Origin of the sequence: Paenibacillus aurantiacus (assembly GCF_042431225.1) — a bacterium.
Taxonomy (GTDB): Bacteria; Bacillota; Bacilli; order Paenibacillales; family Paenibacillaceae; genus Paenibacillus_Z; species Paenibacillus_Z aurantiacus.
Genome location: NZ_JBHMDO010000015.1, coordinates 393,168 through 405,397, shown reverse-complemented (window position 1 = coordinate 405,397; position 12,230 = coordinate 393,168). Strand labels below are relative to the sequence as shown.

General features: G+C 55.5%; 8 protein-coding genes and 19 tRNA genes. 23 read left to right on the top strand and 4 right to left on the bottom strand.

The genetic code is table 11. The features are described from left to right. Positions 1-111 precede the first annotated feature (111 nt). The 21 genes from ACFFSY_RS08695 (at position 112) to ACFFSY_RS08595 (ending at position 3,479) form a co-directional block, all read left to right on the top strand. Positions 112-188 (top strand) — tRNA-Ile (locus ACFFSY_RS08695). 13 nt (positions 189-201) lie between these two features. Further along, a tRNA-Ala gene (locus ACFFSY_RS08690) sits at positions 202-277 on the top strand. Positions 278-293: 16 nt separating this feature from the next. Beyond that, positions 294-369: transfer RNA gene (locus ACFFSY_RS08685), tRNA-Asn, on the top strand. A 7-nt stretch (positions 370-376) separates the two neighbouring features. Next, a tRNA-Ser gene (locus ACFFSY_RS08680) sits at positions 377-464 on the top strand. A 14-nt stretch (positions 465-478) separates the two neighbouring features. Then, positions 479-553: transfer RNA gene (locus ACFFSY_RS08675), tRNA-Glu, on the top strand. Positions 554-560: 7 nt separating this feature from the next. Next, positions 561-636: transfer RNA gene (locus ACFFSY_RS08670), tRNA-Val, on the top strand. Positions 637-653: 17 nt separating this feature from the next. Then, positions 654-730 (top strand) — tRNA-Met (locus ACFFSY_RS08665). 10 nt (positions 731-740) lie between these two features. Further along, positions 741-817: transfer RNA gene (locus ACFFSY_RS08660), tRNA-Asp, on the top strand. A 9-nt stretch (positions 818-826) separates the two neighbouring features. Then, positions 827-902 (top strand) — tRNA-Phe (locus ACFFSY_RS08655). 13 nt (positions 903-915) lie between these two features. Continuing rightward, a tRNA-Thr gene (locus ACFFSY_RS08650) sits at positions 916-991 on the top strand. A 7-nt stretch (positions 992-998) separates the two neighbouring features. Continuing rightward, positions 999-1,084 (top strand) — tRNA-Tyr (locus ACFFSY_RS08645). 5 nt (positions 1,085-1,089) lie between these two features. Next, positions 1,090-1,163, top strand: a tRNA-Trp gene (locus tag ACFFSY_RS08640). A 19-nt stretch (positions 1,164-1,182) separates the two neighbouring features. Next, positions 1,183-1,258: transfer RNA gene (locus tag ACFFSY_RS08635), tRNA-His, on the top strand. A 7-nt stretch (positions 1,259-1,265) separates the two neighbouring features. Beyond that, positions 1,266-1,340: transfer RNA gene (locus ACFFSY_RS08630), tRNA-Gln, on the top strand. A gap of 7 nt (positions 1,341-1,347) precedes the next feature. Continuing rightward, positions 1,348-1,420 (top strand) — tRNA-Lys (locus ACFFSY_RS08625). Between the two features lie 43 nt (positions 1,421-1,463). Further along, positions 1,464-1,546, top strand: a tRNA-Leu gene (locus ACFFSY_RS08620). Positions 1,547-1,557: 11 nt separating this feature from the next. Next, positions 1,558-1,632: transfer RNA gene (locus tag ACFFSY_RS08615), tRNA-Gly, on the top strand. Between the two features lie 7 nt (positions 1,633-1,639). After that, positions 1,640-1,713, top strand: a tRNA-Cys gene (locus ACFFSY_RS08610). 43 nt (positions 1,714-1,756) lie between these two features. Then, a tRNA-Pro gene (locus tag ACFFSY_RS08605) sits at positions 1,757-1,833 on the top strand. A 175-nt stretch (positions 1,834-2,008) separates the two neighbouring features. Next, positions 2,009-2,986 carry an MraY family glycosyltransferase gene (locus tag ACFFSY_RS08600; protein ID WP_377492819.1) on the top strand — a complete coding sequence of 326 codons (978 nt, stop codon included), beginning with the start codon at positions 2,009-2,011 and terminating at the stop codon, positions 2,984-2,986. Between the two features lie 199 nt (positions 2,987-3,185). Continuing rightward, positions 3,186-3,479, top strand: coding sequence for a hypothetical protein (locus tag ACFFSY_RS08595; protein ID WP_377492817.1), 294 nt, complete (start codon positions 3,186-3,188; stop codon positions 3,477-3,479). 257 nt (positions 3,480-3,736) lie between these two features. On the opposite strand, the gene ACFFSY_RS08590 is transcribed toward ACFFSY_RS08595, so the two are convergent. The 4 genes from ACFFSY_RS08590 to ACFFSY_RS08575 all read right to left on the bottom strand — a co-directional run bounded on the left by ACFFSY_RS08590 (position 3,737) and on the right by ACFFSY_RS08575 (position 9,819). Continuing rightward, positions 3,737-4,870, bottom strand: a complete 1,134-nt coding sequence (locus ACFFSY_RS08590; RefSeq protein ID WP_377492815.1) for a glycerate kinase — start codon at positions 4,868-4,870, stop codon at positions 3,737-3,739. A gap of 162 nt (positions 4,871-5,032) precedes the next feature. Further along, positions 5,033-6,511 carry an arabinan endo-1,5-alpha-L-arabinosidase AbnB gene (gene abnB, locus ACFFSY_RS08585; protein ID WP_377492813.1) on the bottom strand — a complete coding sequence of 493 codons (1,479 nt, stop codon included), beginning with the start codon at positions 6,509-6,511 and terminating at the stop codon, positions 5,033-5,035. Positions 6,512-7,129: 618 nt separating this feature from the next. Then, positions 7,130-8,047 (bottom strand): MerR family transcriptional regulator, encoded by a 918-nt coding sequence (locus ACFFSY_RS08580; protein WP_377492811.1) that lies wholly within the window; start codon positions 8,045-8,047, stop codon positions 7,130-7,132. 536 nt (positions 8,048-8,583) lie between these two features. Continuing rightward, positions 8,584-9,819, bottom strand: a complete 1,236-nt coding sequence (locus ACFFSY_RS08575; RefSeq protein ID WP_377492809.1) for an MFS transporter — start codon at positions 9,817-9,819, stop codon at positions 8,584-8,586. 419 nt (positions 9,820-10,238) lie between these two features. Here ACFFSY_RS08575 and deoR point away from each other — a divergent pair, with 419 nt between their 5' ends. Together deoR and deoC are read left to right on the top strand one after the other, a co-directional pair. Then, on the top strand, positions 10,239-11,228 hold the full coding sequence (deoR, locus tag ACFFSY_RS08570) for a DNA-binding transcriptional repressor DeoR (protein WP_377492807.1): 990 nt from the start codon (positions 10,239-10,241) through the stop codon (positions 11,226-11,228). Then, the gene (gene deoC, locus ACFFSY_RS08565) at positions 11,225-11,905 is read left to right on the top strand and encodes a deoxyribose-phosphate aldolase (protein WP_377492805.1); all 681 of its coding nucleotides are present in this window, start codon (positions 11,225-11,227) and stop codon (positions 11,903-11,905) included. The genes deoR and deoC overlap by 4 nt, the downstream gene beginning before the upstream one ends. Positions 11,906-12,230: the final 325 nt, after the last annotated feature.

The window sequence follows — 12,230 nt, the reverse complement described above, 5'->3', positions numbered from 1 at the left end:
AAGAGCTTGAACAAACACAGCTAAAGTGTTGAGTTTCGTATCCAGTTTTCAGGGTGTAACGCCTTGCTTACAATGGAATCCACCCACTCTTTTGTGGGTTTTGTTATTTACTGGCCTTTAGCTCAGCTGGTTAGAGCGCACCCCTGATAAGGGTGAGGTCGGTGGTTCGAGTCCACTAAGGCCAACCATTTAAATTATTAAGGGGCCATAGCTCAGCTGGGAGAGCGCCTGCCTTGCAAGCAGGAGGTCAGCGGTTCGATCCCGCTTGGCTCCACCATATAAGTTCGTGATGTTCCCTGATAGCTCAGTTGGTAGAGCACTCGACTGTTAATCGAGTTGTCACAGGTTCGAGTCCTGTTCGGGGAGCCATTTTCATGGAGAAGTACCCAAGTGGCTCAAGGGGACCCTCTGCTAAGGGGTTAGACTGCGTAAGTGGTGCGAGGGTTCGAATCCCTCCTTCTCCGTTCTTTATACATAAGGCCCGTTGGTCAAGGGGTTAAGACACCTCCCTTTCACGGAGGTAACAGGGGTTCGAATCCCCTACGGGTCACCAACATTTTGGAGGCTTAGCTCAGCTGGGAGAGCATCTGCCTTACAAGCAGAGGGTCGGCGGTTCGATCCCGTCAGCCTCCACCATATAAGTATTACAATGACGCGGGGTGGAGCAGCTCGGTAGCTCGTCGGGCTCATAACCCGAAGGCCGCAGGTTCAAATCCTGCCCCCGCAACCAATTTTCATGCGGAGCCGTGGTGTAGAGGCCTAACATGCCTGCCTGTCACGCAGGAGACCGCGGGTTCGAATCCCGTCGGCTCCGCCATTTGAATAAGGCTCGGTAGCTCAGTTGGTAGAGCAGAGGACTGAAAATCCTCGTGTCGGCGGTTCGATTCCGTCCCGAGCCACCATTTCAATTTATACGCCGCTGTAGCTCAATTGGTAGAGCAACTGACTTGTAATCAGTAGGTTGGGGGTTCAAGTCCTCTCGGCGGCACCAGCTTCATGGAGGATTAGCGAAGTGGCCAAACGCAGCAGACTGTAAATCTGTTCTCTGACGAGTTCGGTGGTTCGAATCCATCATCCTCCACCAGTTATAGGGGCATAGTTTAAAGGTAGAACAGCGGTCTCCAAAACCGTTAGTGTGGGTTCAATTCCTGCTGCCCCTGCCAGAAGCATTCTTGTACCGTGGCGGTCGTGGCGAAGTGGTTAACGCATCGGATTGTGATTCCGACATTCGGGGGTTCAATTCCCCTCGATCGCCCCATCATTGTTGGGGATTAGCCAAGCGGTAAGGCAACGGACTTTGACTCCGTCATGCCAAGGTTCGAATCCTTGATCCCCAGCCATTCGTTTGAGCCATTAGCTCAGTTGGTAGAGCACCTGACTTTTAATCAGGGTGTCGTAGGTTCGAGTCCTACATGGCTCACTTTCTTCATATGCTGATCTTAAGAAGAAGATCGCAACAACTCGCGCGTATGGCGGAATTGGCAGACGCACCAGACTTAGGATCTGGCGGGCGACCGTGGGGGTTCAAGTCCCTCTACGCGCACCAAATATTATTAAGCGGAAGTGGCTCAGCGGTAGAGCATCGCCTTGCCAAGGCGAGGGTCGCGGGTTCGATTCCCGTCTTCCGCTCCATTCTTATGGCGCCATAGCCAAGTGGTAAGGCAGAGCTCTGCAAAAGCTTCACCCCCAGTTCGAATCTGGGTGGCGCCTCCACCTTCATCTCATGCTTTGCATGGATGAGATGCCAATTGCATAACGGGATGTAGCTCAGCTTGGTAGAGCACCTGGTTTGGGACCAGGGGGTCGCATGTTCGAATCGTGTCATCCCGACCATCTTTCAATCGTAACCGACGGTATTTCGTCGGTTTTTTTGCATTCAATTATAGATATTGAGTGAGGCTTGTGGAAAAATCTAGTGAGGTATGCAACTTTTTTGCGGATTTCGTCGTCATTTGGACATGCTATGCATCAAGAGAAGCCATACATACGCCGAACAGGTCATCTGATAATGAGGAGGATCCACGTGCTCTATTGGATTGGTTTTACGTTGTCATTTTTGTTGGTGCTGCTGCTTATTCCACCGCTGCGCAGACTGGCGGTACGCATCGATTTCGTGGACAAGCCTAGGCCGGACGTCGAACGTAAAATTCACCGTGAACCGATACCGCTCACGGCGGGAATCGCGATATTTGTCGGGTTTTTCGCCATCTATTATGTATGCAGCGGCTCTTTCTCTGCACAGACGTGGGCGATTACAGGCGGTGGGCTATGTATTCTCGGTATCGGGCTTATCGATGATTGGTATAAGACGCGTGGCAAGGAACTTGCGTCCCTGCCCAAGCTGGTCGTACAGGTAGGCGCAGCGGTTATTGTCTATTTATCTGGTATTGCGTTTGAAGGCTTCACGAATCCGCTTAACGGGCAGTTCGTTAATTTGCCCGCGTGGCTGGAGCTGCTGCTCACGATTTTGTGGATCTTTGGCGTCACGACGGTCATTAATTTCTCGGATGGCATCGATGGGCTAGCAGGCGGTTTGTCGGCGATCTCGGGTGGGACGCTGTTCGTGGTGGCGCTTACGATGGGGCAGAGCGATTCCGCGCTGATGTCGATCATTTTGGTCGGGGCTGCACTTGGCTATTTGCGCTATAACAAGCCTCCCGCGCGGGTCTTCATGGGCGATGCAGGGGCGACGTTCTTGGGGTTCATGCTTGGCATTATTGCGCTGGACGGAGCCTTCAAAGGGGCGACGCTGCTGTCGCTGTTTATCCCAATTTTGGCGCTCGGCGTACCAATCTTCGATAATGTCATCGTCGTTGTTCGCCGGATGCTGGCCTCCCAACCGATTTACAAAGCCGATGCTTCCCAAGCGCATTATAAGCTGCTGGCGACTGGCCTGAATCAGAAGCAGACGCTAGTGTTCCTATGTCTGCTTAACGTGTGTTTCGGCTTGACGGCCATTATTATGGCGCTGCAAGTAGGAGCGTAAGTGAGAAGCTGCCTGGCTGTCGACGGGCAGCTTTTCTGCATACGTACGCAATCTTTCAACGGGCGGCGGTCGTCTTGGGATTAGAGGGGAATAGCACGACGAGCCATTGCCTGTTGGCAAAGGTGCCGAATTTCCGAGGGAGGGAGACAGGCAATGGTGAAGGTGCTGATTATAGATGGAGTGATAAAGAGGGGACAAGATGGCCAAATATCGAGTGAGCACGAAGGTGTTGTTAATCGTAGTGGCAGTTCTGTTCATCCTGTTGTCGTTCGGCCCGGTGCAGCGGATGACGGCGCGGGCAGCGGCCGCGTTATACGTCGTGCTTCATTATGGCGATCGCGATTTAACGTTTCAAAAGTTGGAATATTCATCGCAGTTCGGGACGTACATGGTTTCGTATCGGGGCCGTAACGGCGAATCGGTTGGATTTCAAGTCAGTTCGAAACAATTCCCCGTCTTCATCATGTATGATTCGCTTGACCCGGGTCCTTGACTCAAGACTGCACGGCAGGAGACGATGCCTTTAGCGAGTGAGTGTGTACGTAGGGCCGAGAGATGGTGGTGTATACGGGTATGCATCGGCAGCGCCTTGGCGAGCAGGGCGCTGCCGGGGGAGGCGAAAGTAAGAAGAAGTTGGGTGGTATGTGGGTAACACGATGAGCCGCCCCCGACGTGCGACCGATGCCGCTGGCCGGGCATGTGCGCGATGCTGGTCTCCAGAAGCTTCTAGCAGTTCGGTGTGCAGATTGGTTAGCGACCGGCGAGAAAAGCGCGAACAGCTTGCTCGGCCGCATGCTCCAGCAGTTCTGAAGCACGGGACATGGCTTCCTCCAGCGTCATGGGGGCGTTGACGATGCTGAAAGCGCAGCTGATGCCGTCTTCATAAAGCGCATCCAAGTGCGGACCGACCGCACCGGCAAGCGCGATGACGGGAATCCCGAGCGATTTGGCTTCCCGGGCAACGCCCAGAGGAGCCTTGCCAGATGCGGTCTGCGCATCGATGCGCCCTTCCCCCGTTATGACCAAGGCGGCTCCGGACAAATGGTCGCGCAGTCCGGTGGACGCGATGACCACCTCGATGCCAGGACGCAATCGAGAAGGGAATAACGCGAGGAAGGCGCCCGCTAATCCGCCCGCGGCTCCTGCGCCTGGATAATCGTGCAGACGCAGGCCCATCTTCGCCTCTATGAGATCCGCCCAGTGGTGCATATTCTGTTCCAACCGCTCGATATCGCCGGGAGAGGCGCCTTTTTGCGGAGCATAGACCGCGGAGGCCCCGCTTGCGCCTAGCAGCGGATTGTTCACGTCGCAGGCGATGAGAAAATCGGATTCGGCGATGCGCGAATCGAACCCTGTGTCGTCGATGACCGCGATCCGGCCGAGGTTACCGCCGGCAGAGTGGATCACGTCTCCGCTAGCATCATAGAAGGACATCCCGAGCGCCTCCAGCATACCCGCGCCGCCGTCGTTCGTCGCGCTCCCGCCAAGCGCGAGAATAAACCGTCTGCATCCTTGGTCTAAAGCATGGCGGATTAGCTCCCCCGTACCGTATGTAGACGTCAGCATCGGATTGCGCTCGGCGGGAGATACGAGCAGAAGACCTGACGCGCGCGCCATCTCGATCACAGCCGTCTTGTCGCGGCTGAGCATGCCGTAGGCAGCGTCTACCGAAGTGCCTAACGGGCCTTGAACGGTACAGCCAACGAACGTGCCGCCCGCACTGTGAACGATCGGCTCCAAGGAGCCTTCCCCTCCATCAGCCATCGGGACGATCACCGTGACAGCGGCCGGAAAAGCGTTATGGATGCCGCGTTCGATCGCTTGCGCGGCTTGGGGGGCGGTTAGGCTCCCTTTGAACGAATCGGGAGCGATGACGATTTTCATGTGAGCGTTCCTCCTTTGCGCTGCAGCGCGGCGAGCGATTTGGATCCGGGATAACGAGCGATGGAAGATATGGCCCGTATAGGATTGATTATACCGCAGAATGGAAAAAGCAGGACGCCGCCTGAAGAAGGGGTGTCCTGCTTTTGTCTATATATTGGATGGCTAAGGCGTTACCGTACGGCTTCCCCAGATCGTGATGCCTTCGTTCGACATGGCCGTGAAGGTCATGGTTTGGCGCGCCGCGGTTTCATCGTATTGGCGCAGGAAGACACCTTTATATACTGTGCCGTCGATGGTAATCGTCGCTGTGTGATCGTCGCCAAGCACCCATGCGCCGCTGACCGCTCCGGTTACCGTACCGTCTTCCGAAAGAGTGAGGAGGGTCGATTGCTGGATGTCGGCCGTAATGTCTTTGTTGTGATTCACGAATTTATACTCGCCGGCAATATCGGCCTTGGCATACTTGCCGATCTTCTCTCCGCCATAGCGGTAAGGCGCGATGACCGGCCAGCCGTCCTCGTTGAAGAATATTTGATGGACGCGGACTTCATGCTGTTCCCCTAGACCCGGGAAGCGCGCATGGAAGATCAAATAATAACGCTTCGTCTTCTCGTCGTAGTACGCGGAATTATGACCTGGCGAGACATAGCCGTATTCGCTGTCGTCCGGATCTCCCTCAGTGGGCTGGAATGCGAAGCTGCCCATCAATTTAGCACCGTATGGCGCATAGGAGGCGTCGTCGAAGGTGGTGCCGAAGGCGCCCATCGCTTCTTCCATCGGCTTGTCCTCGGAGTCGACGAACGGGCCGTCCGGATTCTTGGAACGGGCCACGCGGATGTTATAGCCGCCGTCGGCCGTCAAGCCGCCGTAGGAGAGGAACAGATAGTAATAGTCCGTATCCGGGCTATAGAGCATATAGGGACCCTCGATCCGGCTGTGGTTGCCGCCCAGCAGCTTCTTGCCGTACCCTTGGTCGGGAAGAGGGAAGCCGGTCTTCGGATCCATCTTGAGGATGAAAATACCGCCGGAGTAGGAGCCGTACACCATCCACAGTTGGCCATCCTTGTCGTAAAAAACGTCGGGATCGACGACATTCGGGTGCAAGGTTGCATCGTAAATCTCTCCGTCTGCGCCGGCCTCGCCTATCATGCCAGACTTGAGCATGATGCCGAGATTGCGATAAGGTCCTTCGATATGATCAGATACGGCGACGCCCATGGCGGATAACGGGGAATCGCCTCGGCAGGCGTTGTAATACATGTAGTATTTGCCGTCTTCAAGTTGAATGACATCCGCGGCCCAGAGCGTGTCGGTCTCCGCCCACGCGAACGTCTCGGCGAGCTCTTCCTTGACGTTCGGGATGAGCGGATTATCGTCGGATACGCTTGTGGAAATTTGCGTCCAAGCCATGAGATCGGTCGATTTGGCGGAAGCGAGATGGGAACCGAACACGTAATACGTGCCGTCCGACTCGATGATAGACGGGTCGTGCACGGAGACATTCTCGAATACCGGCAGCGTAGCAGCGGCATTCGTGGCGTTATTCGTATGATTGGCGCCGGCATTATCGGTCGAGCCGCTGCAGCCGCTCGACAGCAGGGATGCGGCGAGTAATACAAGGGCAAGTGCTTTCAATTTCATCTGTTAGACCTCCTTATGTATACCCTTACATTGTCGGCAAAACGGACGGAAGAGTCAATAGTATTTTTATGAATATATTAATATTTATGTTTATCTAATGGAGGAGGGACAGGAGAGGCAGGCTTGTTTTACAGACCGGAAGAAGGTTGGTGGTCGACGTTGATTTTCGCGTTACATGGATGGGAAGTCTTGTCCGCGGGAGCATTGCTTTAGGACGGACGAGAGTGGGGAGTAAGGCGGAAGCAGGTGTAAGCGTTCCGTGCTCGCCGTCGCGGGATGCTTCGATTGCGGCGTTGAGCGCGAGCAGATTCGTCTGTGTAGTAGTGAGCCAGCGGTAGGGTAGGTGTAATAGCCACCCAGCGGTGGTGCAGGAGAGTAGTAGCCATTCGGCGGTGGTGTAGGCTGGACGGGCGCAATACAATGGGGAAACGCGAAGGAGGGAAGTTGACGGACTTAGCGCGGTGGGACGGGTGATAAGACCCGGCGGCACAGCCCGCTCAGAGACAGGAGGTAGCCGTGTAGATACCATGATAAAGCGGGACTCGCGGTCAAGGGGCGAATGGTCATATGCCGGATTGGCGAGCTATACATCGGCATGCCGCATGACCGCGAAAGATATCAGATGAAAAAGAAGAGTTGCCGCAGGAAGCTGCGTTTCCTCGGCTTTTGTTTGATTGGAATCGGCGCCAGCTTGTTCGTCGAATCCCAGCCTGCCGCTGCGGCCATCTGCATGGGCATTTGAAGCTGCTCGACCGCCGCGGCCAGCTGACTGACGGTCAGACGCAGTTCTTCCAGCTCTTCGCGGTGCTGGAGCAGCTGAACGGAGACGACCTCGTCGGCTTTTTGCGCGAGTGCCAGCTCCAGCTGGTGAAGCCGTTCGCGGACGTCATTGGTGACGGTCTCCAGCTGTTCCGGCTTTAGTTCCGTGGCGGATGGAGTTTGGTCGATGGATGCTCTCGGGGCCGACGGGCTCGCTTCTGCATATACGGCGTTGCTCGTAATCTCATGAATCAGCTGCTGCATGGCGGGGTCAAATTCGTATTCGGGCGGCAACCCGGCAGTCTCTAGCGGTTCAGTCGGCTTCCGCGATGCCGAAGCATCGAAAGCACTTGAAGCACCTGAAACAACCAGGACCTCCGAGACATTCGAGGCAACTGAAGCAGCCAAGGCATCTGAGGTATTCGAAGCACCTGAAACAACCAGGGCACTCGAGACCTCCGAGACATTCGAGACAACTGGAGCCACTGGAGCAACAGAAGTATTAGAAGCACCTGAAGCAACCAAGGCGTCCGAAGCAACCGAAGCAACCGAAGCAACCGAAGCAACACTTTGGACGGCCAGCTTAACTTCGCCCATCCCTTTGCCGCTTTCGATTTGGTTCTGGATGTCGCGCAGATGCGCCAGATTGCGTTCATCGAACAGGAAGCTGCCGAAGGCGTCTTTGGCCGGTGTGGACGGAAGAAGGGTCATCCAGCGTCTGATCGTCGTTTGGCTTACCCCCAAATGCCGCGCAACTTCTTTGGTTTTCATCATCATCCCATCACCTCATTCAACGTCTTGGCCTCTGTATTCGCCATGCGCAGGTCCCCTCCCTGCCGGGGAGACAAAGGTAGTGGGCAATCGCTAAAACTAGTGTTATTGCGGGGAAAACGGCCTCGTCGCGCGCTTCGCCTGCGAGCGTTGTCGCTCCCTGTCTGCCTGGATGGGAGCAAGAGCAGAAAGCCCCAACCCTTCGGGAGGAAGAGTCGGGGCTGGATAGGATAGCTGCAGCGAGAAAGCGGCGCGAATGCTGTAACTCGGGTCAGCCGGTTCGCGCATCAAGCGCGCCTGGCGGTCACTCGTCTCGGCCAAACTGTCGGGGCACCGAAAACACGAAAATAGCACACGCGACGTTAGGCGCTCAAGGTACTGGTAAGAGGCACTAAAGGAGCGGTGGTCAGAGCCGCACGCCACCCGACGCAAGCAACGCATAAAGGGACTGCAAGGAAGCGGTGGGTTCAGGTTGATTCTTGCGTTCAAACCAGTCGGTTGTTCGGAAGGATTCCGGGTCTCCAAGCTCCTTCGCGGAACTATTACGACTGACTGACCGATGCGGCGCCTGCCTGCTTGATCGATCTAGGCCGGCTCGCGATGGCGTGGATGACAAAAAATCCGACCGACAGCAGCGCGGTGACGACGGCCAGCCATGCAACGGGATTTAATCCGCCTTGATCATAGAAAGCACCCATCATGTAAGGCCCAAGCACCCGCCCGGCGGAGCCGATGCCGCCAGAGAGGCCCAGGTAGAACGGTGTATACTTGCCGGCCCGCTCGGAGAGGAATGCGGGGATCGCCGGAGCGATGAGCATTTCGCCGAATGTCGCCAGAATCATGCCGAGCACCATGCCCGGATAACTCTGCATCGTCAGAATGCAGGCGTAACCGGCCATATAGAAAATGGCGCTTGCCGTCATTTGGCCATTGATGGTGCGGGCCGCCGTTCGTTTGATCAGCGTCATTAGCGGCTGAGCGACGAAGATGAGAATACCGTTCAACGTCCACAAGAAGCCGTACATCCGCTTGGGCATGTCTTCGGCGATGATGAATGGGGAGACGCCCGTATTCCATATCGAGTTACCCACGTTCAGCAGCAGCACAGCTACAGACATGTATAGGTAGATGCGGATGTTACGCATGAGCATCCAGGCGCTCTCTGCTTTCGTGACGGCTGCCTTGGTCATGACTGGAGAACCCGCGGATTCATGCTCGGTCCGTCCAAGATAAAGGAAGAAAAAGACGGCGAAAGCGCCCGACGTGACGCCGTTGAGCACGAAGCTGAGCGTATAGGAGACGTCTGCCAGGAAGCCGCTCAGCGCGGTACCGACCGCCACGCCGATGTTGTTCGCCACGTAGATGACGTTAAACAGCTCGCCACGCCGTTCGGGGAAACGAAAGCCGATGAAGGCTTGAATCGCAGGCATGGAGAGCGCGTTAAACAAGCCGATAAGCGCCATGAGTCCGATAAATAAGGGCCATGATTGACTCGCGATCGGAAGCGCGAATAAGCCAAGCGCGTTCATGCCCAAGGCTCCGACGATGAGCCGCTTTACGCCGACGCGATGGTATAACGCTCCGCCTAGCAGTTGACCGCAGATGCCGCCCAAGGAATGGATCAGGATGACGAAGCCCGCGGCTTTCATATTACGGCCGAGCTCGTCGAACACGAACATGGCGATCAGCGGCCACATAAGCGAACTGCCGGTCGAATTGATAAGACTAGCGCCGAGAAACACGTTGATTTCTTTCGGATACTTAGATAATAAGCGCATGGGATTTGCTCCGATTCTGGATGAAATATTGGAATATAAAGGGAGGGAACGCTAAGTGTTTGTTTGAATTGTTCTATTATAACGTAAAAAATGGCCTTATATCGTCAGACTTCTTACTGAAATTACATTAGACTTTCGGATTATGTTGAATAATATATGTAAAATAATTCCGTAAATGAATTTAACATAAAAGTGCTGGATGAGTTAAGCCGGGGATGAACGGAAAGCGGGAATAGGCCGCTCGAATACCGGTTTGAATACGCCGTTCGAATTCGCGAAACCGGGATATGGGCATTCAAAATCCGCGAAGCGGGCTTGGGATGCGAGTTGCTTTTTGGGAAGCGCATCTGTAGAATAAGTGTGAACAAATGATCATTTTCCAATTAACATTTGTCAACAAAACAACGGCGGGGGTCGACATGGAAGAGCGCGCGGAAGAGAAGCTGGCCAAGATGATCGATGCGGCCCGCATGTACTATCAGCTGGATTACAGCCAGCAGGAGATCGCCCGATTGTTCGGCGTATCCCGTCCGACGGTGTCCCGTTTCCTGCAGCAGGCGAAGGATGAAGGGTACGTGCAAATTACGATTCACGATCCGCGCGAGAGCAGCGTTATGCTGGCGGAACAGCTGGAGCAGGCGTTCGGGTTGAAGAAAGCCGTCGTCGTGACGGTCCCGCAATATGACGAGGAGATCGTGAAGAAGTATCTGGGCGAGACGGCTGCGGAGTATGTGCGAGACACGGTGAAGGATGGGGATATCATTGCCGCAACCTGGGGAACGACGCTATACGAAGTGGCGTTGAACCTGAAGGACAAGCACGTCAAGGATGTGAAGGTCGTGCAGCTCAACGGGGGCGTTAGCCACTCGGAGACGAACACATACGCTCACGAGATCATCCACTTGTTCGGCAAAGCGTTCCATACCGTGCCATATTTCATTCCGCTGCCTGCAATCGTCGATCATCCGGTCGTGAAGCAGTCGATCGAATCGGACCGGCACATCCGGGGCATTCTGGAGCTGGGCAAACAGTCGAATATCGCCGTTGTCACGGTAGGCGCGCCTACTGAAGATTCCGTCCTGATCCGGGCGGATTACTTTACGGAAGACGAGCTAGCGCTCATCTATGAGCGGGGAGCGGGCGATATCTGCTCTCGTTATATCGACGCACAAGGCCAGCTGTGTTCCGAAGAACTCAGTCAGCGTACGATCGGCATCGATCTCGAGGAGCTCCGTCACAAAGAACAGTCCATTCTCGTCGCCGGCGGCGCCCGCAAAGTAAACGGCATTCGTGGCGCGCTCCGAGGCGGTTATACGAATGTGCTGATTACCGACCATGTGACCGCCGCCTATCTGTTAGAGGGAGCGCAAGACGCCCCCACTCAAGCCAAAGGAGAGAATCAACCATGACAACTTATTCGCAGCAGGAACTGGCTTCTTACTTCGACCATACGCTGCTCAAGCCGGAAAGCACGAAAGAGGCCGTTATCACCTTGTGCAAGGAAGCAAAAGAATATGGGTTCGCGACGGTATGCGTCAACCCGTATTGGATCAGCACGGCGGCCGCGGAGCTGGCGGGCACGAATGTCGGCATTACGACCGTAGTCGGCTTCCCGCTCGGCGCTTCGACGACGATCGCCAAGACGCTGGAAGCGCGCGACGCGATCGCGGCTGGCGCGACGGAAGTCGATATGGTGCTGAACGTGGGCGCGCTGAAGTCCGGTCTGTATGAGGAAGTTGAACGCGACGTGGCATCCGTGGCTGCGGCTTGCCAAGGGCGCGCTATTCTGAAGGTGATCCTGGAAACGGGGTTGTTGACCGACGAAGAGAAGGTGAAGGCGTGCGAGTTGTGCGTCAAGGCGGGCGCGGACTTCGTAAAGACATCCACGGGCTTCGGTCCGGGCGGCGCGACGGCGGAAGACATCGCTCTTATGCGCAAGACGGTCGGTCCTAACATCGGCGTCAAAGCATCCGGCGGCGTGCGCAACCTGGAGACGGTACAAGCGATGATCGAAGCGGGCGCGACGCGCATCGGCGCGAGCGCGAGCGTCGCCATCGTGAAAGGGCTTCAAGGCGAAGGGTATTAAGATCAGGTTAAGACGGTGGGATGAATCGGCGGCGCGGCATCGGCAGATGCGCCGCCGATTTGTTTTCGAGAGCGGGGAATAACCGGATGATCGGGCTTGGCAGTAGTGGCATTGTTCGAAATTACCATGGTAGGCGCTGCGCTTGTCTGCATAATCCGGATGAAATTTACGCAAATTTCTTTTGACATCCCCTTAGACGCTCTGCTACACTCGGTCTATCGGACAATTGTCCGGTCATTTTTTTGTACGCTGCGGACAATTGTCCGCGACAAGCGTTACATAGAGGAGGAACTTTGCTTGAACCCTGCAGGCGCAGAATCAACCG